15 protein-coding genes are annotated in these 23,649 nt (G+C 34.1%); 8 read left to right on the top strand and 7 right to left on the bottom strand.

The window, feature by feature from the left end:
- Positions 1-73: 73 nt before the first annotated feature.
- A complete protein-coding gene (locus tag BLR17_RS11615; protein ID WP_074517187.1) occupies positions 74-1,345 on the top strand; it encodes a hemolysin family protein in 1,272 nt (423 codons plus the stop codon).
- 144 nt (positions 1,346-1,489) lie between these two features.
- Complete coding sequence (gene obgE / locus BLR17_RS11610) at positions 1,490-2,491, top strand: GTPase ObgE (protein ID WP_066329416.1); 1,002 nt, start codon at positions 1,490-1,492, stop codon at positions 2,489-2,491.
- Between the two features lie 78 nt (positions 2,492-2,569).
- Here the strand turns inward: obgE and BLR17_RS11605 are convergent, their stop codons facing one another.
- Both BLR17_RS11605 and BLR17_RS11600 read right to left on the bottom strand, forming a co-directional pair.
- Positions 2,570-8,971: an alpha-2-macroglobulin family protein gene (locus tag BLR17_RS11605; protein WP_066329414.1), complete on the bottom strand. Its 6,402-nt coding sequence runs from the start codon at positions 8,969-8,971 to the stop codon at positions 2,570-2,572.
- A gap of 139 nt (positions 8,972-9,110) precedes the next feature.
- Positions 9,111-10,100: a glycosyltransferase family protein gene (locus tag BLR17_RS11600; RefSeq protein ID WP_066329412.1), complete on the bottom strand. Its 990-nt coding sequence runs from the start codon at positions 10,098-10,100 to the stop codon at positions 9,111-9,113.
- A 134-nt stretch (positions 10,101-10,234) separates the two neighbouring features.
- On the opposite strand from BLR17_RS11600, the gene BLR17_RS11595 reads away from it, so the two are divergent.
- From BLR17_RS11595 to BLR17_RS11575, 5 genes are all read left to right on the top strand, one after another.
- Complete coding sequence (locus BLR17_RS11595; protein WP_066329409.1) at positions 10,235-10,933, top strand: tetratricopeptide repeat protein; 699 nt, start codon at positions 10,235-10,237, stop codon at positions 10,931-10,933.
- A 37-nt stretch (positions 10,934-10,970) separates the two neighbouring features.
- A complete protein-coding gene (locus BLR17_RS11590) occupies positions 10,971-12,326 on the top strand; it encodes a UDP-N-acetylmuramate--L-alanine ligase (protein WP_066329408.1) in 1,356 nt (451 codons plus the stop codon).
- Positions 12,327-12,427: 101 nt separating this feature from the next.
- Positions 12,428-13,120 carry a RadC family protein gene (gene radC, locus BLR17_RS11585; protein WP_066329405.1) on the top strand — a complete coding sequence of 231 codons (693 nt, stop codon included), beginning with the start codon at positions 12,428-12,430 and terminating at the stop codon, positions 13,118-13,120.
- A gap of 8 nt (positions 13,121-13,128) precedes the next feature.
- Positions 13,129-13,818 (top strand): YjjG family noncanonical pyrimidine nucleotidase, encoded by a 690-nt coding sequence (locus tag BLR17_RS11580; RefSeq protein WP_066329396.1) that lies wholly within the window; start codon positions 13,129-13,131, stop codon positions 13,816-13,818.
- A gap of 80 nt (positions 13,819-13,898) precedes the next feature.
- Positions 13,899-14,639, top strand: coding sequence for a hypothetical protein (locus tag BLR17_RS11575; protein ID WP_066329391.1), 741 nt, complete (start codon positions 13,899-13,901; stop codon positions 14,637-14,639).
- A 39-nt stretch (positions 14,640-14,678) separates the two neighbouring features.
- Here BLR17_RS11575 and BLR17_RS11570 read toward each other — a convergent pair whose 3' ends face one another.
- Positions 14,679-15,956, bottom strand: a complete 1,278-nt coding sequence (locus BLR17_RS11570) for a replication-associated recombination protein A (RefSeq protein ID WP_066329388.1) — start codon at positions 15,954-15,956, stop codon at positions 14,679-14,681.
- A 163-nt stretch (positions 15,957-16,119) separates the two neighbouring features.
- Here BLR17_RS11570 and BLR17_RS11565 point away from each other — a divergent pair, with 163 nt between their 5' ends.
- Positions 16,120-16,887, top strand: a complete 768-nt coding sequence (locus tag BLR17_RS11565; protein WP_066329567.1) for a rhomboid family intramembrane serine protease — start codon at positions 16,120-16,122, stop codon at positions 16,885-16,887.
- Between the two features lie 41 nt (positions 16,888-16,928).
- Here BLR17_RS11565 and rlmB read toward each other — a convergent pair whose 3' ends face one another.
- The 4 genes from rlmB to BLR17_RS11545 form a co-directional block, all read right to left on the bottom strand.
- Entirely contained in the window at positions 16,929-17,663 is a 735-nt protein-coding gene (gene rlmB / locus BLR17_RS11560) for a 23S rRNA (guanosine(2251)-2'-O)-methyltransferase RlmB (RefSeq protein ID WP_066329387.1), read from the bottom strand.
- A 68-nt stretch (positions 17,664-17,731) separates the two neighbouring features.
- A complete protein-coding gene (locus tag BLR17_RS11555) occupies positions 17,732-18,628 on the bottom strand; it encodes a hypothetical protein (protein WP_066329379.1) in 897 nt (298 codons plus the stop codon).
- Positions 18,629-18,644: 16 nt separating this feature from the next.
- Positions 18,645-20,345, bottom strand: a complete 1,701-nt coding sequence (locus BLR17_RS11550; protein WP_066329377.1) for a SusD/RagB family nutrient-binding outer membrane lipoprotein — start codon at positions 20,343-20,345, stop codon at positions 18,645-18,647.
- A 10-nt stretch (positions 20,346-20,355) separates the two neighbouring features.
- On the bottom strand, positions 20,356-23,592 hold the full coding sequence (locus tag BLR17_RS11545) for a SusC/RagA family TonB-linked outer membrane protein (RefSeq protein ID WP_066329375.1): 3,237 nt from the start codon (positions 23,590-23,592) through the stop codon (positions 20,356-20,358).
- Between the last annotated feature and the right edge of the window lie 57 nt (positions 23,593-23,649).

Below are 23,649 nucleotides of genomic sequence, written 5' to 3'. Positions count from 1 at the left end.
TTGCTGAAAGTTTAAAGTTCCTGAATTTTTTTAGGAACTTTAAACTTTAATTTTTTGAATCCTGTAGGAACTAATGGAGCTATTTATAATTCTTTTTTTAATATTACTCAACGGACTTTTTTCGATGTCTGAAATTGCATTGATTTCGGCAAGGAAATCAAGACTTGAAAATTCAGCTAAAAAAGGAAACAATAGTGCGCAAATAGCTTTGGATTTGGCTAATTCGCCTAATAAATTCCTGTCAACGGTTCAAATAGGGATTACATTAATAGGAATCTTAACAGGGATTTTTAGCGGGGATAAGATTACTGCCGATGTAGAAATTTTTGTATCAGGATTTGAATTTTTAAAACCACACGCACACACTGTTGCAGTGGGTATAGTAGTGGTGGTTTTAACATTTTTTTCTTTGGTGTTAGGTGAGTTATTGCCTAAAAGAATTGGGTTGAATTATCCTGAAACAATAGCTAAAGGAGTTGCTATGCCTATGAAAATAACTTCTATTATCACGGCGCCGTTTATTTGGTTATTAACACATTCAACGGAGTTTTTATTGAATGTTTTGCAAATAAAACCCACAGCTGACGGAAAAGTAACTGAAGAAGAAATCAAAGCTATTATAAAAGAAGGAACAGAAGTAGGTGAGGTTCAGGAAATTGAACAGGATATTGTGGAACGTGTTTTTCACATTGGAGACCGAAAAGTAAATTCGTTAATGACGCACCGAAAATCAGTGGTGTTATTGCCATTGGAAGCCGATAAAAGTCAGGTTAAAGAATTTATGCTTCAGGAGTTGCATTCTTTTTATCCGGTGTACAAGGATAATATTGATGAGATTGTAGGAGTGGTGAGTTTGAAAAATATTTTTGCTACGATTGATGAAAATAATTTCAATTTAGAAAATATTTTAACCGATGCTCCTTATATGATGGAACATACAACAGCTTATAATGCCTTGGAAAATTTCAAAAAAACGGGTGTGCATTATGCAATTATAGCTGATGAATATGGCATTTTTCAGGGAATTATTACCTTAAATGATATTCTGGAAGCTTTGGTAGGAAATGCATCTGATTTTTATAAAGAAGATTTCCAGTTGATAGAAAGAGAAGATGGAAGTTGGTTAGTTGACGGGCATTATTCCTTACATGATTTCTTAACCTATTTTGATTTGGATGAATTGTTGAGTGATTATGAGGTGACCACTTTGAGTGGATTAATAATGACTGAATTGTCTCGAATTCCTAAGCAGGGAGAAAAATTCGTTTGGCATAGATTTGAATTTGAAATTATCGATATGGACGGTGTGAAAATCGATAAAGTATTAATAAAAGCATTAAAATAAAAAAACATTCAGTGTTGAGTTTCGATAGTTATCGGGATTGAACATTGGACATTGAAAAATGAATTAAATTGTCGAAAAATTTAGTGTTAATTTGGAGCAATCTGAAACTGAATACTAAAAACTGATGACTGAACACTTAAAAAAATGACAGAGGGGAATTTTGTAGATTACGTAAAAATATATGTTTCTTCGGGAAAAGGAGGAAAAGGTTCTACGCATTTACATAGAGAGAAATTTATTGAAAAAGGAGGGCCTGACGGAGGTGACGGAGGCCGTGGAGGGCATGTGATTTTGGTAGGTAATAAAGGACTTTGGACTTTGTTTCACTTAAAATTTGCCCGACATATTAAAGCCGGTCACGGTGGAGACGGAGGAGGAGACAGAAGTACAGGAGCCGACGGAGAAGATAAAATTATTGAAGTGCCATTAGGGACTGTGGTGAAAGATAAGGAAACAGGTGAGATCTTGTTTGAAGTAACCGAACATGGTGAAAAGAAAATCCTTTGTAAAGGAGGAAAAGGAGGTTTAGGAAACTGGCATTTTAGAAGTTCTACTAATCAAACCCCGCGTTATGCTCAGCCAGGTTTGCCGGGAGTGGAAATGGATGTGATTCTGGAATTGAAAGTTTTGGCCGATGTTGGTTTAGTGGGCTTTCCAAATGCGGGAAAATCGACTTTGCTTTCGGTTTTAACTTCTGCTAAGCCTAAAATTGCCGATTATCCATTTACCACTTTAAAACCTAATTTAGGAATTGTTGCGTACAGGGATTTTCAGTCTTTTGTAATTGCGGATATTCCGGGAATTATTGAAGGAGCTGCCGAAGGGAAAGGTCTTGGACATTATTTTCTGCGTCATATTGAGCGTAATTCAACGTTGCTGTTTATGGTTCCGGTAGATACACCTGATATTAAAGCTGAATATGATATTTTGGTTAATGAATTAACCAAATACAATCCTGAAATGCTCGACAAAGAGCGCCTTTTAATTATTACCAAGTGCGATATGCTGGACGATGAATTAAGAGCAGAGTTAAAAGCAGAATTAGATGTCTCGTTTAAAGATGTCCCTTATTTATTTGTTTCTTCAGTTGCTCAGCAAGGTTTGACAGAGTTGAAAGATAAGCTTTGGAAAATGTTGAATGAGTAAAAAGTATTTTACAACATATAAAAACCACTAACGAATTTGATTTGTTAGTGGTTTTTTTATCAGAAAGGTGCTTCGGTTTTATTTTACCTTAACTCTTATTCCTTCAGTATGACTAGAATATTCAGGCGCATACATACTTTGTATACTCGTTATTCCATTAGAGAAATCGCCACGATTATTGACTCTTATATCATATTCTAAAATATAGGTGCCTTTGTTTATCTTATCAAAAAAGAAATGCGTTGCTGCATCTTTTGTACTCTTGTAAAATGCTAAACCATTCTTGTAATCATTAGAAGATAAAACATCTAAAGGTTCAAAACAAGAAGCTCTTAAGTCTTTTAAGTGAACAAATTCCATATTTTCTTTAGCAGTTATAATTAATCTAACGGTAACTAGGTTTCCAATTTCTAACTGATTTTGTGTTGTTATTTTGTTTAACACAAAGTCTTTAGAATCTGTTTTTTTAAGATACAATTCTTTAGAAACAGAGAGTACATTGGTACTGTCCGTTTTTATTTTGTCCAAATCCTCAAAATACTGCCAATAAATACCACCAAAACCTGGTACTTTTGACTTATTTTGAATAGTAATTGTGGCCATGTTTTTTTGTATTTCATTAGCTTGCCAGTTGAGTTTTAGATAACCTGCTCCTGCTTCTTTTTCATTCTCAGATAATTTTTTAGTCAAAATCTTTTCATTGCCAATTTTAAAAACTGTATTGTCTTTTACACTTAACCAGTCTGTTCCCTGCATCAGTAATGCATAGACAGCTTCGGTGGTTGATTTAGTTGTTGGCCAGTTTTTAGTTTGTTTATTTTTTAGCAACCAGACTTTCATTGCATCGATAGATTTTGTGTCAGTTGTAATTTCCGAGAAAGCTTCGATAAGCAAGGCTTGTGTTTCTATAGGAGCCTGATGCCAATACCAACCAGATTTGTTTGCAATCCAATACATACCCCAGTCTTCGTTGTTTGAGGCAGATTCTTTTAGACTTTCGATGATTTTTTTTGCTGTTTCTTTTTCGCCAAAGCGATATAATGTAAGTGTTGCTAATCCTTTTTCGTAAAGTGAATAGTTGAGCCATTCTTTTGTGGCCGTTTCCAGATACAACTTTGTAGCTTTTTTTAAAGTATCGGACAAAGGATATTTGGCGATGTAAAAACTTCTCGTGTACAAATAGTGCAAATCAGAGTACGGATTTGCCCAAATCAATTTGTTGTTTGAGCTTACCATTTTAATTCTTTTTGCATGATTATTTAAGAATTTAGCATCTAAATACGCAATTCCTTTTTTAGCAATTTCATCCACTTTTATATAGGTTTCCTGACCAGGTGTTAGTTTAGCCAAATGACCTAAACCGGCCAGAATATGACGGCTAATGTATTCGTTTTCTCTGTCGCCGTCAAACCAGGCAAATCCACCTGATGCAAGTTGTTTTTGTTTTAATTTGTTAAAAGCAGCATCCTGAGAATTTTTCATTTTTTCGAAATCAAATAGCAAAGCCATTTTGTTTTTCTTTTCGGTTTCGGTTTTAGCATCGTTGAACCAAGGTGTTTCGGCAAGAATAATTGATTTTAATGCTTCATTTTCTTCCAATTTCGAATTTAATTTTCCATTTTTTCTCCAGTTTTCAAATAAGTCTGAAATCTTAGGATTACTGGAAATAATTGCAGAAGCTAGTGCATTGGCATAAAAACGGGCAAAAGTCTGTTCGGCACATTCGTGCTCGTATTCCATTAAATAAGGTAAGGATTGCAAGGCAAGCCAGCTCGGATTTGAGGTATACTCTAATGTTAACAGATGGTTTTTAAGTGTAGTTGAGTTGTTGTTTTTTAGATTATCAAAAGTATATGTTTTCGTCGCATTGTCACGAACCCAAATGGACTGGCTTTCAGTTACGAGAATGTTGTTCGTTAAAACAGGAAGTATATTTTCTTCGCCATCCGAATAATTTCCAGCCTTTGCGACAATGCGGTATTGAACGGCTTGTAAGCCTTCAGGAATGTATATTTTCCAGATTGCTGTTGTGTTTCCATGAGCATCGATGTTAAAATTTCGGATATTTTTTATGTTAGCCATTTTTAAATCAATAGCTTGCATTGTCATAGCGTCAAAAAATTGTAATTGAGCAATGCCTGTTTTGTTTTGGCGCGTCATATTGGCAATTTTAACTCTAATAACAATTGTGTCTTTTTCTCTGAAGAATCGAGGGAAATTAGGACTTACCATTAACTCTTTTTGCGTAATTACATTTTTTTCTAAATAACCAGAAACAGCATTTTTGTTATGTCCCAATAAGCGCAACTTCCATGAAGTTAAAGCCTCTGGTGATGTGAAATTAAAACTGATTTTTCCTCTAGAATCGGTTTTAAGATGTGGATAAAAGAATGCGGTTTCAGAAAGATTAGTTCTCGCTTTAATTGTTGATAATTTCTTTCCTGCTAAACTGTCATTTGAAATCAAGCCGGAAACTCTTCCTTGTAATGCCATTGAAATTGCGGCAGTACTATAAACTTGATCGTCTACTTCTTCAATAACTTGACTTTTTTTAGGACCACTTCCTGCTGGCGCAACTTTTAATACAGCATCAGGATCACCTTTTATAGTTTGAGCTCCTATTTTTTTATCTTTAATTGTCGTAATAGCTCCTGTAAGGTTACTTTTTTTCTGTGCGCCATAACCTACAACAACTACTTCCTGTAAAGCATTTTTATCTTCTTCTAATTCAATGTTTATTTGTTTAGATGTTGTTTTTTCTTCTCTGTCAAGGAAACCGATATAGCTGAAAACTATTATTTCACCTACTGCTGCTTCAATTTGATAGTAACCTTCAAAGTCTGAAGTTGTTACTCGATTAGTTCCCTTTATATAAACATTAACTCCGGCCAATGGCTCGTTTTTACTCGAGATAATTCCTGAAATTAGTTTAGCATTCTGTGGTCTGCTACTGTTTTTATGGAGGTATTTTTGGTACTCATTATTGGAAAAATAGGTGTTAGAATTATTGAAATTAAATCCAAACCACATTAATTTAGTTTTCTCATTTTCTGTTTTGAAATAGCCTAAATAGCTGTTTAAGTTTTTAATATTTGTAAAGGTTTTTTGGAAACCAAAAGGGCTTTTAAAATTTGTTGGATAATAATTGTTGTAGTTATTAAAATCTAAATTATCCCAATTTTTATTGGCAAATTGATCTAAAGATTTATCATACATGGATGCTAAAATTTCAGATTCCAGTTTTGTGTTGGTAGCATTGAGTTTAAAGGACCAATTTTCTAGTTTTCCAGGTTCAATTTTACTTCTGAAACTTTCAATTTCAAATTCCAGTTTAGGTTCTTCTTTTTTTAGAGCAACATTTAGACTTTTATTAAAAACAGTATTTTCATAAATGCTTGTGCAATTTATAGTTACTGTATTTTCAAATTCATCATTAAGTGGGATGTTTAGTATTATTTCATTGTCTTTTAAGAAGTGGTTTTCGTCTAAGAAATTCCAGTATTTATAATTAGCAATTGTATTAATATAGAGATCAGGAATGATACTTTGAATTTTAATTGTTACAAAACCATCTTTTTTTGGATTTGAATTTAATTGTTCCAGGGTGATAAGTTGGTTAGGGTTTATTTTGTTCTTACTCTGTATCAAATCAAAATGGGAACTGTTTTCAACGAGATTATCGAATGCATCTTTAGCTGAGAATACAAGTTTGTAGTTTCCGGATGGATATTCCATCATAAAGTCCAGCGGAATTTCTTTGTCTTTTAGAGTGTTTATTGTCAAAGAATGCACTAATACTCCGGTTTCTTTTTCAGAAATTGGTTTTTCATTTTTTTCAAAAGGGAAAAGTTGTTCAAATTCAGAATCTGAGATTGTTTCTATTTCCGGTTTTTGCCAAACTCTTGGTTTGAATTTATTTACAGCATTTCGAATACGGTATATTTTAATCTCCCCATTTGTAGCAACAAAAGTGTCGTTGAGATTATTACTTTCCAGTTTTATACTAGTTTTGTCTTTGGTTTCAATGGTTTTAGGAATATCTGCTTTTAGTTTTAGAGCATGATAGCCCACATTAGTAATTAAGTCTTCCTTAGTTTGTGTTTCACCATTGATATCAGTTATGGTGACTCTAATGCGATAGCTAAAAACAGGTAGTTTTTCTTTTACAGCTAATGTATCGGGTTTTGCAATAAAATCAACGCTAAAGTTTCCTCTGTTATCGGTTTTAGTTTCTGATTTTACTAATGTTTGCTGTTTTCCGCCGTACCATTCATAAGCGCCATAGGAGTTAGTATTGTAGGTTTCCTGTGTAATTTCGTAGGTAACTTTTGCATTAGTGACATTTGCTCCGGAAAAAGAATTTGCATTACCGGTAACGGTTAACTTTTGGTTGACTTTGTAACTCTCTGTTAAAGGATTAATAGTTATTTCAAACTTAGGTCTTTTGTATTCTTCTACGCGAAAAGAAAGATATGAATTTTCAAAAGTTACATTATCCCAAAACGGATGTTCCTCTTTTGTTTTATCATATATGCTGTCTTTTTCATAATCATCAGGTTCTTCTGCCTGAATAGTGAAATTTCCGGATAACCCTGTTTGGGGTAACTTATATTCTCCCGAAAAGGAACCAAACTCATTTGTAATTACATCAAGTTCTTTGATTGTTTTGTTATTAACGTCTTCAAAAGTAATTTTAAAAGAAGTATTCGCAACAACTGAAGTTACATTAGCTTTTTGCTGTAAAGCGATGCCTTTGTAATAAACGGTTTGACCAGGGCGATAAATGGCTCGGTCCAGATAGAATTGAACTTTTGCTTTTACTGTTTTATTTTTTTCGAATTCATTTAAGATATTAATATAATTGGTGTAGAGTGGAAGAGTATCATTATCCTTGGTTAAAACAATATTTCTTTGAAAATTTTCGTCTTTTCCTCTTGTGTTAAAAAGAGTTCCTGTTTTATCGGTTTTACCCACGAAATCTTCCGAATCTATTTGTACATTCTCAATAGGTGTTCCGGTTTTTCGGTCTAAAACATGATAGTAGTCTCTATCTTTTTTTGTTTCGGACAGCAGACTGAAATTGGTAGCTATAATTGTTTCAAATCCATATGCTTTATCATCTTTTTTGGCACTAGTACTTTCAAAAATAGCAAGATAACTTCCTGTTTTTAGTTGAGGTAAAAGTAGTTCTGTTGTGTGTTCAAAATAGTCTTTTGGATTTTTTAAACTATAATTTTCGGTTTGTACTGGAATGTGATGTAATATAAATTCATTTAGAATACTGTCTTTTTTAGCGTAATTGAAATTCAAAAATTGCATCTCGCTTTGCTTTATTTTATAAAAGCTAATCTTTACACTGTCGATATTTTTAAAACTTATAAAAGCACGGTGATTTTGGTTAGGATAAATGTATTTTTCCAGCTGGATGCTGAGGTTTTTTTCTAATAAATTATGTCTGCTTAGATGAGCTTGTTTGTAAGTATTCGAATGATTTTGAATCGCTATAATACTGTCAAATAAAGCTATGGATTTTATCTTATAATCAGGATGTGTTTCTTTGGAAGCCAGATTGTTAAAGATTGTTGCTTTCTCGAATTGAATTTTTTGTAGGCTGATTGCCGTTTTTGATTGTTTTTGCAGTTTAGTTAACGCTTTTAGATAAGCTTCATTGTCATTTACAAGCTGGTTTTTGCAAAAAATAATACGATTCAACTGATTTTCTACAGATGGATTGTTTTGTTCTCTCTCCTGAAATAATTGCAAGGTTTTTTGAAGATTTTTTTCTTTGACAAAGTCGAAGTTGATTTCTTTAAAAGAGACAGAATTTCCAAATAAATCTTCTTTTAAGAAATTGAAGTCACTTTTTTTAAAATTCCAATGCTGAATTTTTGAATTGTAATAATTGATGTTTTCTTCCAGTAAATATTCATACAAATTTTCGGTTTTGAATATTTCCTGATTGTAATAATCAAATATAGCTTCGTACTGAGCAAGAGAAGTATTTTTTATACTTGCTTTGTCAATTAAACTATTGTTGTAATACTTTGCTATTTGGTTTTCAAATTCAGCATTAGACCACAAAAGGTAATTGTTGTCAGGATTGCTGGTAGTGGTTATATTTTCTCTTTTATACCTATTTTGATTAAGGTAATCATTCAGGCATTTAGCGTAAACTAAATTCAAAATCGCTTTTGAAGGAGCAGAAACTTTACTAATATCCGTTTTTAAATGGTTTAAGATTTTGGATTGAGCATTTTCGTCTAATGTTTGTAAGTATTTAGATTGATAAAAAAAGCATTTTATCAATTGTTCTTCATCGTTTTTTGAAATTGACCTTTCATAAATTCTATCTACAATTTCTTTAGCCGATTTTATTTTTCCATCTTTTTCTAAGGTGATTACTTTATTCCAAGATTTTTGATTTTTTTGAGCAAAAACAGATGTTGAAATAAGTACGATGAGTAACAAGATTTTTTTCATAATAACTTTTTATACTATAGAGCACATTCTTTCCCAAACAGTTAGGAATAATGTGAAAAATAGCACTAAAAATAATTATTTTTTTGAAAAAGCTTTCTTTTTTTTGTAGGTTTATTTTTAAAATAAGTTTTTTGTAATTTTAATTACGATAGGTGTCAAACAAATATTCCAATGTTTCTCGAATATTATTGGCAGGCATTTCAGGATAAATAATATTTTGGTTTAGCCAGTTTTTAATGATTTCGTCGAAATTTTTCCCAACCTCATAAACCACAGGAACGCCCATTTTTTTCAGGGCTGCGGCATTGCATTCCTGTTCGTAATGACTGCGAATAGGAATGCTTAGAATTTTCTTTTTAAGATACAAAGCTTCAGCCGGAGTTTCAAAACCGCCACCGGTGATGATGCCTTCACAGGAAATCAAGCTCTCATTGAATTTTTTTTGGTTTACAGGGAAATAAGTAATATTTCCAATAGTGTGTTTGAATTCTATTCCTTGTAAGAACCAATGAAAGTGTACGTCACTTATTTTATTAAAGGCTTTTTCGAGACAATCTTTGTCGAAAGAAGGCAGGTAAACTGTAATGTGTTTTAAATTAGCAGGTTGGGCCTGAATAATTTCGTCTTTAATAATTGGAGGAAGAATAAAGGAATCATATTTTTCAAAATGCAAACCGATATTTTTAGGAGAAGGCGCATAGTGTTTCAAAATCATTTCGCCCATTAGACTCTTTTTTTCAGGTCTTGGAGTATTGGCCGAAATAAAACTGGCTTGGTGCCCTAATTGCACAGAATGTACTTTTTGCATTTTACAGGCTAAAGAAGTGATCGAGTCAAAATCATTGATGATTATATCATATTTTTTTAACGGCAGTGTATCGGCATCTTTGTAGATTTGGCGAGGTCGGATATTTTTGGCAATTTCCCAATAGTCCAATCCGCCACATTTGCTGTAATGCAGGCTGCAACCTTTACTTTTATATTTTATGGGAAGTTTAATGTCTAAACTGGCATTGCATCCGCTGAGAAAAAAATCGACCTCGCCAAATTTTTGCAGATAGGGATATAATTGGGTTGCTCTGCTGATGTGCCCATTTCCTGTTGCCTGAATGGCGTAGAATATTTTCATATTTCCGAAATTTTCATGTTACGAAAGTATTTGTCTAATGTTATTGTAAGGTTGATTTAAGATTGTGATTTCGTTATTGTTTTTATGCTGGATAAAATTTTTATAATCCTTTTAAATTTGTTTATTTTTGGAAAATGAAACACATTCTGCTGGTATTTTTTTTGTTCCCAATATTGGTTTTTTCTCAGGTAAATTTTGAGAAAGCCCAGCAATTATTTGAAGAAGGGAAATTAGAACAAGCTAAGCCCATGTTTGAGGTTCTTCTGAAAAAAAATCCATCTAATATAAAAATCATCGAATATTTAGGAGACATTGCCGGACGCAGTAAAGACTGGGATGAAGCCTTGTTGTATTATGGAAAGCTTAAAAAAGCCAAACCTGCTGAAGCTAATTTTTATTTTAAATATGGCGGTGTTTTAGGAATGAAAGCTTTAGAAGTCAGTAAATTCAAAGCTTTAGGGATGATTGATGAAGTACGGACGAATTTTGAAAAAGCTATAGAATTAAATCCCAAACACATTGAAGCCAGATGGGCTTTGATAGAACTCTATCTTCAGTTGCCGGGAATTTTAGGCGGAAGTGAAAAAAAAGCCATACAATATTCTAACGAATTATTTCAAATTTCAGTTGTTGACGGCTATTTATCCCGAGGTCATATTGAAGAATATTTTAAAAGATATGCAAAGGCAGAACAGCATTATAAAAAAGCAATTGCCGTGGGGAATTCGAAAAAGACTTATCAAAAACTGGCCAATTTGTATGCCAATAAAATGAAATCACCCGATAAAGCACAAGCGGTTTTAGAAGAATTTAAAAAGAAAAACGACAATTAAATTAAGGAAATAAATTTACGCATAAGCGATAACTAATATGAAAACACATTTTATAGCTATTGGCGGAAGTGCCATGCACAACCTGGCTTTAGCATTACACAATAAAGGGTATCAGGTTACAGGAAGCGATGATGCTATTTTTGAGCCATCAAAATCACGTTTAGAGAAGAAAGGTATTTTACCGGCCGAATTAGGTTGGTTTCCTGAAAAAATAACCGCCGATATTGATGCGGTAATTTTAGGAATGCACGCTAAGGCGGATAATCCGGAATTGTTGAAAGCACAGGAATTAGGCTTGAAAATCTACTCGTATCCTGAGTTTTTATACGAACAATCTAAAAATAAAACCCGTGTGGTTATTGGTGGTTCTCACGGGAAAACAACCATAACGTCTATGATTTTGCACGTGATGCATTACCACAATATTGAAGTGGATTATATGGTGGGTGCGCAATTAGAAGGCTTTGATACGATGGTACATCTTACCGAAGAAAATGATTTTATGGTCCTGGAAGGTGATGAGTATTTGTCTTCGCCAATTGACAGACGCCCTAAATTTCATTTGTACCAACCGAATATTGCTCTGATTTCAGGAATTGCCTGGGATCATATTAATGTGTTTCCAACGTATGAGAATTATGTGGAGCAGTTTGAAATTTTTATTGGTAAAATTACTAATGGCGGAATTTTAGTTTATAATGAAAACGATCCGGAAGTAAAACGTGTGGCTGAAGCAGCAACGAATCCAATTCGAAAAATAGGGTATCACACACCGAATTATAAAGTTGAAAACGGAACAACCTTATTAGAAACTCCTGAAGGTGATATGCCAATAGAAGTTTTCGGAGCGCACAATTTGAATAATTTGGCTGGAGCCAAATGGATTTGCCAGAATATGGGTGTGGATGAAGCTGATTTCTATGAAGCAATTGCCAGTTTTAAAGGAGCTTCAAAACGATTGGAAAAAATTGCAGAAAGTAAAACTAAAGTAGCTTATAAAGATTTTGCTCATTCGCCAAGTAAGGTTTCAGCAACTACAAAAGCTGTGAAAGAACAGTATCCTGACAGAACTGTTGTAGCTTGTTTGGAATTGCATACTTACAGCAGTTTAAATGCTGAGTTTTTAAAAGAATACGAAGGCGCATTGGCTTATGCTGATACTGCAGTTGTTTTTTATTCTCCTGATGCAGTAAAAATTAAGCAATTGGAAGAAGTAACTTATGAGCAGATTGCCAAAGCTTTTAATCGTGAAGATTTAATTATTTACACTAATCCTGCTGAATTCAAAGAATATCTGTTCAATTTGAATTTAGATAATTCTGCTTTGTTATTGATGAGTTCAGGAAATTATGGCGGATTGAATTTTGATGAGGTAAAGGGATTAATCGAGTAATTGTGGTATTATCGTTTGTTATGTAAGAAAAGAGGTGTTGGTTTAAAAGATTTAGTACTATATTTACTATATGTGAGTTGCTGTAAACTAAATCTTTTGTTATGGAAAACAATCATTTCCCTATTACCAATTGGTCTGAAGACGATAAACCCAGAGAGAAATTAATGCTCAAAGGCAAAAGTGCTTTGAGTGATACTGAGTTAATTGCTATTTTAATAGGCTCCGGAAGCAGGAATGAATCGGCAGTGGATTTAAGTAAAAGGATTTTGGCAAGTGTGTCTAATAATCTCAATGCTTTAGGGAAGCTCAGCTTAAGTCAATTGATGCAATTTAAAGGCATTGGCGAAGCCAAAGCAATTGCTATCGTAGCAGCAATGGAATTGGGAAGAAGAAGACGTGCAGAGGAAGTGGTTGAATTGACTAAAATCACTTCGAGTAAAATTGTTTTCGAAATCATGCAGCCTATTATTGGTGAGTTGCCTCATGAGGAATTTTGGATTTTGTATCTAAATAACTCCAATAAGGTTATTTCAAAGACACAAATAAGTATAGGCGGAATTACAGGAACTTTGGTCGATGCCCGTTTGGTTTTTAAAATGGCGCTTGAAAAAGGAGCAACAGCTTTAATTTTGTGTCACAATCATCCTTCGGGAGCTTTAACACCAAGTGATGCCGATAAGCAAATTACCAAAAAATTAAAGTTGGCCGGAGATAGTCTGGATGTTAAAGTTTTGGATCATTTGATTGTGACTGAGACAAAATATTATAGTTTTGTAGATGAAGGAATATTTTAAAAGCGAAAATGAGAATTGATAATATAAAAGATGTATTTTTTGATTTAGATCATACGCTTTGGGATTTTGACAAAAATTCGAAAATAACCTTAGAGAATATTTTTGTCCGAAATCATCCGGCTGTCGCAATAGATGTATTCATTGAGCATTATATTCCTATCAATCAAGCCTGTTGGAAATTGTATCAATATGATAAAATTACGCATCAGCAATTGCGTTATGATCGATTAAAATTGTCTTTTGATGCGATTGGCTATGAAATTTCAGATGCTGAAATTGAAGCTGTTTCCCAGGAATATATTGATTTGCTGACTGAGACGAATCATCTTTTTGATGGGACTTTTGAAATTTTAGAATATTTAGTGGGAAAATATAAGTTGCATTTAATTACCAACGGATTTGCTCATGTACAAGAAAAGAAATTGAAAAATGCTAATTTGAAAAGCTATTTTTCGACTGTAACCAATTCGGAAATGGCAGGTGTAAAAAAACCAAATCCTGTTATTTTTGAATATGCGTTAAATTTGGCTAAAGCCAATAAACAAACAAGCATCATGATTGGTGATTCTATTGAAGCTGATGTTTTAGGAGCGTTAGATGCCGGAATTGATGCCATTTATTTTAATGAAAACAAAGAAGCTGTAGACAGCAATATAAAACAAATCAATCATTTGTTAGAACTTAAAAATTATTTATAACTACTTATTGATTTTTGAAGCAACTAATCGAATGAGATATAATCTAATTACTATAAACTAACAAACAAAACTTACTTAATATGAAAAAACAATTTCTGTTGCTTTTATTGCTGGTTTCCGGCTTTGGATTTGCCCAAACTTTAAATGATTATAAAACCGTAATTGTCCCTCTGAAATACGATTTCTTAAAGTCAGAAAATCAATATCGAATGGCCACTTTGTCAAAATTTAACTTGAATAAAGTAGGTTTTGATGTGTTTTATTCGAACGAGATAATTCCTCAGGAGATTAGCAGATGTTCTGTTTTGAATTATGATATCGTAAAAGAAAATGGATTTTTAACAACTAAATTATATGTGACTTTTAAGGATTGTTATGGTAAAATAGTTTATCAGTCTGAAGTAGGTTTAAGTAGAGAAAAGGATTTTCAAGTTGCTTATAATGAAGCTTTGAATAATGCTTTTACATCGGTTTATGGTTTAGAATATCAATATAACGGTGGAGCAAAAGCTGCAGTAGAAGAAAAAGCAGAAAAAGTTGAGAAGGTAGAAAAAGTGGAAACAGCACCGCAATCGATACCAGCAGTTGTTATTGATCCAAACGAATTGCTTTTTGCACAACCACTTGCAGGAGGAAATTATCAGCTTATTGATAGTAAACCAAGTGTGGTGATTAAGCTTTATAAAACTTCAGATGCTAATTCCTTTTTAGCCCAAAAAGGAAATCAGCAGGGCGTTTTAGTTAAGAAAGACAATCAATGGTTTTTTGAATATTATCAGAATGATCAATTGGTTTCAGAAAAGATAAACGTTAAGTTTTAAAAAAAACGGCTTTCAAGATAAAAATTGAAAGCCGTTTTTTTAATAATCGTATTTGTCTTTCCATCGGTTTTTAAGAAATTCCCGCGTCGAATTTTCTCTTGAATTATTGCCAGGAACGTAGATTGGAGTGTTTTTGATTTCTTCAGGCAAATATTCCTGCTCGGCAAAATTATTAGCATAATCATGAGAATATTTATAATCTTCACCGTATCCCAGTTCTTTCATTAATTTGGTCGGAGCATTGCGCAAATGTATAGGAACAGATAAATCACCTGTTTGTTTTACAATTTGCTGTGCCGTATTAATTGCCATGTAGGAAGCATTGCTTTTAGGAGAGGTTGCTAAATAGATGGCGCACTGACTTAGTAAAATTCGGCTTTCAGGATAACCAATTGTGGTAACTGCCTGAAAAGTATTATTGGCCATAATCAAAGCAGTTGGATTGGCATTACCAATATCTTCGCTAGCTGAAATCAATAATCTTCGGGCAATAAATTTGATATCTTCACCTCCTTCAATCATTCGGGCTAACCAATAAACAGCGCCATTAGGGTCACTGCCGCGAATGGATTTGATAAAAGCCGAAATAATGTCATAATGTTGTTCGCCACTTTTGTCATATAAAGCGGTATTTTGTTGTACTAATTCTAAAACACGTTCGTTGGTTATAATAATTTCTTCAGCAGCAGAGGCATTTATGACTAATTCGAAAATATTTAATAGTTTGCGTCCATCGCCGCCTGAAAGTCGCAATAAGGCTTCTGTTTCTTTTAGTTGGATGTTCTTGTTTTGTAAATAAACATCGGTTTGCATTGCCCGTTGTAAAAGAGATTCTAAATCGGCTTTAGTAAAGGCATTTAAAACATAAACCTGACAGCGTGATAGCAAAGCAGGAATTACTTCGAAGCTTGGGTTTTCAGTTGTAGCGCCAACCAATGTTATCCAGCCTTTTTCGACCGCGGCTAGGAGGGAATCCTGTTGTGATTTGCTAAAACGATGAATCTCATCAATAAATAAAATTGGATTTTTAGCGGTGAAAAGTCCTCCGCTTTGTTTGGCTTTGTCAATAACCTCGCGAATGTCTTTTACACCCGAATTGATAGCGCTTAAAACAAAAAATGGACGTTGCGATTCCTGAGCAATAATTTGCGCCAAAGTGGTTTTTCCTGTTCCCGGAGGTCCCCAAAATATTAACGAAGGGATAATTCCTCTGGAAATCTGTTGTGTCAAAGAACCATTGGGACCAACCAAATGTAATTGACTAATGTATTCGTCTAGTTTTTGCGGGCGTATGCGTTCTGCTAATGGTGCTTCCAAGGTGATTTTAGATTTTAGAATGAAGATTTGAGGGATTACAAATTTATGACATTTCTACTTTCAAATAAACAAATACCTGAATTAACAATTAATGAGTTATGACAAAATAGCATTATATTGTATTTGGTTACAAAATTGATTGAATTATTTTAAAGAAAACAAAATGGATAAAAATTTCAAATTTACAAACGCAGTTATAGGACTGCCACTTTTTTTTGTGTTGTTCCTTTGGTTTGTGTATTGGCTCGAAATTCGTTTTGATTTTGACTTTGTAGAAAACGGAATTTATCCCCGTACTTTTTCGGGATTACAAGGCATCATTTTTAGTCCTTTTATTCATTCCGGTTTGAATCATTTGTATAATAATTCGATACCGCTTTTGGTTTTATTGGCAGCTTTGCAGTTTTTTTATTCGAAATTGTCTTTTAAAGTTATTGTTTATGGCATTTTGTTTTCAGGTGGTTTGACGTGGTTAATTGGTAGGGAAAATTACCACGTAGGAGCCAGTGGATTGATTTATGTGTTGTTTGCTTTTATTTTTTTCAAAGGAATTTTTATAAAGTATTATCGTTTAGTGGCTTTGTCTTTGGCTGTAATCATTATGTACGGAGGAATGATTTGGTATGTATTCCCTAGGGTTGACGACACGATTTCCTGGGAAGGACATTTGGCGGGTTTGATTACAGGCTTTGTTTTGGCAATTTTGTATCAAACACCTGAGTTTAGAAAAGTCCCTAAATACGATTGGGAAATGCCGGATTATGATCCGTCTCAGGATAAGTTTATGCAACGATTTGATGAAAACGGCAATTTTGTAAATCCACCAATAATTGATGTCGAAGAAGAAATTCAGTCCTATTGTTCTTCAAACGTTGATGTTAATTATGATATTATTGAAAATGAAAAAAACGAATCAAAACCGGAGTCTTGATTCGTTTTTTATATTTTAATCTAATTTTTTTAAGTTGCAATCTAACTTCTCTGTCTTACTGCTTCGTATAAGAAAGCACCACAGGCAACTGAAACGTTCAAAGAACCAATTGTTCCAAACATAGGAAGTTTAGCTTTCTCGTCTACAATTTTCAGAACTGAAGGATTTACTCCGCGATCTTCTGAACCCATAATGATGGCTACGGCTTCGGTGAGATTAACGTTGTAAATAGTGTCGTCTGTTTTTTCAGTAGCGGCAATGGTTTTGATTCCGCTTGCCTGCAAAAGAAAAATAGCATCTTTAATGTGTTCAACTTTACAAATTGGAATGTTGAAAACGGCACCAGCCGAAGTCTTAACAGTGTCTCCGTTTACAGGAGCTGAACCCGATTTTTGGATGATGATTCCATTAACTCCGGTACATTCGGCAGTTCTAATAATCGCTCCAAAATTACGGGCATCCGAAATTTGATCCAGAATTAAAAACAAAGGTTTTTTGCCATTTTCCAAAACAGTTTCAATTAATGTTTCTAAATCAAAAAATGAGATAGGAGAAATGGTGGCAACCGCTCCCTGATGATTATTAGGAGTCAGTTTGTTTAGTTTTTCAACAGGAACATAGGAGAAATTGATATTAGCGCGTTTCATGACTTTCATCAGGTCTTTCATCAATTCGCCGGAGGCTTCTTTTTGAATGTACACTTTGTCTATTGTTGCGCCAGCCTGAATCGCTTCAATAATGGCTCTGATTCCAAATATTTGATGTTCTTTTTCCATGGCGCAAATATATAAAAAAAGAGGTTGATAATGTATCAACCTCTTTTGTTTCGTTTTTTGTTTTATGATTATTGTTTGGTATAAACAGAATCACCAAAATCTCCGTATCCATTTTCCCAATGTATTGAAATGGTTCCGTTAGAATTAACCGTTCCGCTAAAAATTACATCTGTACCGAATGGTTCAGGGAATTTTCCTGATATAGTTCCACAAACATCTGAGAAAGATCCTTCTACTTCAAAATCTAAGCCGTAGATGTCATACCAAAGTATATAAATTCCTCCAAATGCATCTGAAATGGTGTAATCTCCTCCTCCCAGAGCACTTATTTGTACTGTATAAGGGAAATTTGAAATTGGATTTTCAGATGAGGTTGGTCCGCTGTCAGTAGATGTTCCAGAACTTATTACACTATAAGTACCTTCAAGATTAGAGGTACAGGAAACATTGTAAGTCTGAAATAATTTATACAAGTTTGAGGTTGCAATATTAGAACTAAAGTTATTTGATCCGTCGTCGTTAATTAATTTTACTACTGTTCCGTCTTTTAGAGTAATATCTGCAGAAATAGTTAATTTGTCGCCACTTTCGAAATCTTCCGCATTGTTAATGTTTGCAAAAGCATCAAATATGTCTTGACGGCTTAGATTGATTGTAGTAGGCAAAGTAACAATGTTCGGAACTAATGTTGCTTTTGTAATTGTTCCGTCTTTCTTGGTGTAAAATCCAACCAAATCAACGGAGGAAATTTTTCCTAATGCTAAATCAAGTGTTATACCTAAATTAAAATTTCCGCCATTTTGAACATTCAATAAGTCGATAAATGCATCAGTGTCATCCTGTTTTTGAATGTTTACTATCGCACCGTATTTTAAATTTAATTTTGAATCGCCACCATCGTTTTCACAGGAGAGTACTAACATAATTAATGTTAGTATAGCGAATATTTTTTTTATATTTTTCATGATGTATTTTCATTTATTAGTTATCCCAAAAAATCTTATATGTTGCCGGGTTTTTCTGAGCCGGAGCATTTTTATTTAAATTTAATTCAGAAAGCGGCCAATATAATGATAATTGGTAAGGGTTTTTTAATACTGTTTCTGAATCATCAATGGGAAAATCGTCTCCGTTATCTAATTGGTATTCTTTTGAAGTGGAATTAGGGTTTGCTAAAATAGGGAAACCAGTTCTTCTGTAATCCGTATATTGATCCATTGGATCTCCAAAAGTAGCTACCCATTTTTGAGTCATAATGATTTCAAGCTTTTTAGTATTGTCACCATTAGTGAATTCAGTCATGATTTTGTTGATGAAAGTTGTAGCTTTTGAGGATCCTGATAATACAGGGATATCTGTTTGTGTGGTTTTGCTATTCTCGACAACTTGGTCAACTTTTGCAAAACTTGCTGTAATTGCCTGCTGTAATTTAGTTGCCGCATTACCGGTTAATTTTCCTGCTTGAATTAGCTCAGCCTGAATATACAAGAATTCATCATATGTTAATATTCTGTGTGGTGCAATTCCAGTTCCGGATTTAACATCAATCACAGCTCCTTCACCATCATCATATCTTCCTCCGCAAGGAAAAATACCAGGGTAGGTGTTTGAGTTTTCGGTACTAAAGCTGCTCCAAGGGCCCTGACTTCCAAATCGGATACTGAAAAATCCGGTTGAAGCATCCCAGTAGTCTGCTTTTGGATTTCCGGTAGCTGTATCTCCTAAATCAGGAGGGAATTGTCCAGCTTTTAGCTGGTTGAAGAAATAGTAATTAATTCTTGGGTCTTTATTTCCATTGTGAATATTAGGATTCATTCCCATCATTATTTCATAGAACCAAGGACTCATATAGGTAGTGAATTGTGAGCTGTTGTATGATTCTAAGAATAAAGGGTTTCTTTCATCTGAAGGAGATGAATTAGCTGTGTGTTGAAATTGAAAATCATCATCGATAGAGGTGAAAAAATTATTTTCAGCAATCAAAGCATTAAAACCTGTTTGGTCAAATTCCGAAGATAAACGCATTTGATTGTATAGCTTTAGCTTGAAAGTGTTTGCAAAACGTATCCATTTATCAGTGTCACCACCATAAAACAAATCATCGGCGCCGGGTTCTAATCCTGTGTTTGTTTTTAAATTAGTTTTAGCTGTTTCGATTAGAGTTAAAACGGATTTGTAAATATCGATTTGATTATCAAATTTGGGAGCTACTATTCCTCCTTTTAATAGTGTGGCGTCAGTATAAGGAACGTCTCCCCATAAATCAACTGCAACTGACATTAAATAGGCTTTCTCCAGTTGAGCAATTCCCAGATATATTAAATCTCCGCTTTCTGAACTTTGTTGAATTAAGCTTTGAATGTCGGTTAAGGTTAGGTATAAATTATCCCAGTCATTTTGAACTGTTACGTTGTTTACTTTTGTTCCATACTGATCTTGTTCTTCTTTTACGGTCATCTGATGAGTGTATACTTGTAATACATCTCCGGAATAATCTTGAAAACCAGTTGTTTTTCCTAAAGAAACTTGAGTGCTTGTCAATAAATAATTGAGAGGGGCTATTGTAGGATTGTCAGTGTCAGTATCAACATCAAGATAACCGTTACAACTTACTAGGAGTATTGATGATAATAATAATCCAAATATTGTATTATTATGTTTCAATGTTTTTATAAGTTTCATACTGTTAGTTTTAGAATGTTAAATTAATTTTGAAACCAAGTCTTTTTGAAGTTGGTGCTGCTGTAATTTCAATTCCTTGTAGTTTTCCGGAACCAAAACTTGCAATTTCCGGATCGAAATTAGTGTATTTAGGAACGTTTGGTGCAAAGTACCATAAGTTGGTTCCCAGTACGCTAAAGCTTACTTTTCCAAAAGCAGTTTTTTTCAAAATTTTTGAAGGTAAATCATAGGTTAAGCTAATTTCTCTTAAACGAAAAACAGTTCCGTCATAAACAGTTGCTTCATCAACACTGTTAATAGCAAATGTATTCCCATTTGTGGATGGTGAAAAATAAAGATCGTTTGCTGTAATTTGAGTAGTGTTAGCAACAGGATTGTTGTTAGTGTCGGTAATAGGAACTACTTTTCCGCTATTAGCATCTATTTGTCCATAATATCCAGGGATAATGTAGGTATGCTCTCTGTCTTCGGTGTCTTTGGTTACCCCGCGTCCCATTAATTGCTCTAAAGTTGATGATTTGAAATCACCTCCTTGTTTCCAGTCGAATTGGGCTCTTAATGAAAATCCTTTATAGCTAAAAGTGTTCGTGAAACTCATTTTGAAATCGGCATTTGGATTTCCAATGATTCCGGCTTCTGTGTCTGCAAGAATTCCTCCTGATCCAGGGTCTATTAAGTAGTTACCACTGTTGTCTTTTGCGAATTTTGTTCCGTAAAAGATTCCGTATGGTTGACCTTTTATGATGTATCCTACCTGAGACAGACCGCCTTCAGTTTTAGCTCCGCCATTACTAGCGCTTATTTCAGTGCGCTCAATGCCTTCTGCAATTTCAATAACTTTGTTTTTGTTTTTGGTAAAAGTTGTGGTAGATGTCCAATTGAAATTGGTGTTTTTTACAGGAACTAAAGTTAATGCAACTTCTATTCCTTTGTTATTCATTTTACCAATATTTGTATTATAAGTATCGTAACCTGTCGATGTTGGAGTTGTAATGGCTGTGATTAAGTCTGTTGTAGTTTTAGTGTATAAACTTAAATCTAACGCAATTCTTCTGTTGTAGAATTCTAATTCAGTCCCGATTTCGTATTCATTAGTAAATTCAGGTTTGATTTGTTGATCAGCTAATGCTGTGCTGTTGCCTATTACCGGATTTCCATTGAAAGCATCTCCAAGGATAAAAGAAGAGCTTAAAAACTCCGCCGGGGCGTCATTTCCTACTTTAGCATAACTGGCTCTTAATTTAGCAAAAGTTAAAATATCGCTTTCTATATTAAATGCATCAGTTACTATTAAAGATGTATTTACTGAAGGGTAGAAGTAGGAGTTGTTGTTTACCGGTAATGAAGACGAATAGTCGTTTCTTCCTGTTGCATTTAGAAATAAATAGTTTTTATAGGCCAAAGTAACATCAGCAAAAAGACCAACGTTTCTGTATCGTGTTCCTTCGTCAACTAAACTGGAGATGTTTTTGAAATTTCTTAACGTAAACAGGTTGGGAGTTATGATTTCTCTTCCTGCAAAAGCAATTCGGGAAGTGTTTGTTTGTAAAATGTTATTTCCCGCAATGGCTGTTAGGTTGATATCATCGTTTAGTTTGTAATTAAAATTAACTAATAAGGTAGATTCAATGTCTTCGTTAGTAAAGTTGTCGCTTACCAGATAACCAACTCCTCCATATGCGATAGAATTTTTATCTCTAATTTCTTTTCTGTCTAAAGTATATCTGTTAAAACCAAATCGATAAGAAGCAGAGATGTTTTTGTTAATTGAATAGTCTAAATTAATTCCTGCGACAGTTCGGTTGGTTTTAGAAATAATTCTGTCGTGTTTTAAAGACCAAAGCGGATGATCAAATTGATTTCCATTAGGAGTTACAGAGGCTCCGGTTAATGGATTCTCGTATGGTAGGTTTAGATCCCAGTTTCTGGCGATAAAAAGTGTTCTTGCAAAAGCAGATGAAGATGATTCGTCTGAAGATTGTTGATCTCCAAAGAAACCTCCGTTTTGAGATGTTTTTGCATAACTCATATTGGCTCCTACAGTCAATTTGTTTGCTAATTTAAAATTACCTCCCATAGCAACTGATGTTCTGTCATAGCTGTTGTAGGGAATGTAGCCATTTTGGTTTAAATTAGAGATTGTAGAGTTGAAATTACCGTCTTGACCTGCGTAGTTAAAACCGATAGAATTATCGTAAACAGTTCCTGTTCTGAACAGGTCTTTAACGTTGTTAGGTTTGGCTACATATGGAACTGTAGGGCCTAATTCTGGCATTATTTCTAAAACTGTAGGCCAGGTTGGTATTGTTCCATCATCATTTAGATTGTATAGGCTTCCGGATTTTCCAAATGCAGGTCCCCATGAACCATTTGATGAAGGGCCGTATTTGAAATTTGATCCGGCACCATATTTATTTTGATAGTCAGGCAGGTTAGCGATGTTGTCGGAGTAGGCTCCTGAAGATACATTTACGCTAAGTTTGTTGTTTTTTGGGGCATTTGTTGAGCCTGTTTTTGTTGTGATTACAATAACCCCATTTACTGCTCTGGAGCCGTATAACGCCGAAGCAGCGGCACTTTTTAAAATATTTATTGAGGCAATATTGTTTGGGTCTAAACTCGATAATGCCGATTCGTACCCACCACCACTATTGGTTTGGTTAGAAGTAGCTACCGAGGTATTGTTGTATTTTACTCCGTCAACAATGATTAAAGGTTGAGTGTCTTTTGTGAATGAGTTGATACCTCTAATTGTGATTTGATTTGCGGCTCCGGCTACCCCTGATGATACATTTATGTTTACTCCGGCTACTTTTCCATTGATGGCGCGTAGTAAATCCGGTTCAGAATTTTCAGTAATCTCAGCTGGTTTGATAGTGCTTACGGAATAACCTAAGTCTTTAGGTTTTCTTTTTATTCCGAGTGCTGTTACAACTACGCCTTCGAGTTCTACTGCGTCATCGACTAGGGTTACGGAAATTGAGGTTGAGTTTGCTGGCTTTTCCTGGGTCTTCATTCCAATAAAGCTAAAGACCAGTATCTGTGATGCTGAAGCTTTGATTTTGAATTTTCCGTCAAAATCGGTTTGGGTGCCAAGTTGAGTGCCTTTTACTAAAACGCTAACACCTGGAAGTGGAAGTCCTGCTTTATCTAATACAGTACCACTTACGATTCTTTCTTGGGAATAAGAAAATTGGAATATCATTACCAGAAATAATGATAGCAATACATTGAGTTTTTGGTTCATTGGATTGTAGGTTTTTGGGTTCTTAGTAGCAAAAATCTTAAATAATTGTTAAATATC

Origin of the sequence: Flavobacterium glycines, assembly GCF_900100165.1 — a bacterium.
GTDB classification, from domain to species: Bacteria; Bacteroidota; Bacteroidia; order Flavobacteriales; family Flavobacteriaceae; genus Flavobacterium; species Flavobacterium glycines.
The sequence above is the reverse complement of the archived record's forward strand: the minus strand, read 5'-3'. Positions and strand labels throughout refer to the sequence as shown.

Bases quoted from the DNA above. Each gene is read 5' to 3' on its own strand.
- BLR17_RS11615 (WP_074517187.1), top strand. From the start codon at position 74: ATGGAGCTATTTATAATTCTTTTTTTAATATTACTCAACGGACTTTTT.
- obgE (WP_066329416.1), top strand. From the start codon at position 1,490: ATGACAGAGGGGAATTTTGTAGATTACGTAAAAATATATGTTTCTTCG.
- BLR17_RS11605 (WP_066329414.1), bottom strand. From the start codon at position 8,971: ATGAAAAAAATCTTGTTACTCATCGTACTTATTTCAACATCTGTTTTT.
- BLR17_RS11600 (WP_066329412.1), bottom strand. From the start codon at position 10,100: ATGAAAATATTCTACGCCATTCAGGCAACAGGAAATGGGCACATCAGC.
- BLR17_RS11595 (WP_066329409.1), top strand. From the start codon at position 10,235: ATGAAACACATTCTGCTGGTATTTTTTTTGTTCCCAATATTGGTTTTT.
- BLR17_RS11590 (WP_066329408.1), top strand. From the start codon at position 10,971: ATGAAAACACATTTTATAGCTATTGGCGGAAGTGCCATGCACAACCTG.
- radC (WP_066329405.1), top strand. From the start codon at position 12,428: ATGGAAAACAATCATTTCCCTATTACCAATTGGTCTGAAGACGATAAA.
- BLR17_RS11580 (WP_066329396.1), top strand. From the start codon at position 13,129: ATGAGAATTGATAATATAAAAGATGTATTTTTTGATTTAGATCATACG.
- BLR17_RS11575 (WP_066329391.1), top strand. From the start codon at position 13,899: ATGAAAAAACAATTTCTGTTGCTTTTATTGCTGGTTTCCGGCTTTGGA.
- BLR17_RS11565 (WP_066329567.1), top strand. From the start codon at position 16,120: ATGGATAAAAATTTCAAATTTACAAACGCAGTTATAGGACTGCCACTT.
- rlmB (WP_066329387.1), bottom strand. From the start codon at position 17,663: ATGGAAAAAGAACATCAAATATTTGGAATCAGAGCCATTATTGAAGCG.
- BLR17_RS11555 (WP_066329379.1), bottom strand. From the start codon at position 18,628: ATGAAAAATATAAAAAAAATATTCGCTATACTAACATTAATTATGTTA.
- BLR17_RS11550 (WP_066329377.1), bottom strand. From the start codon at position 20,345: ATGAAACTTATAAAAACATTGAAACATAATAATACAATATTTGGATTA.
- BLR17_RS11545 (WP_066329375.1), bottom strand. From the start codon at position 23,592: ATGAACCAAAAACTCAATGTATTGCTATCATTATTTCTGGTAATGATA.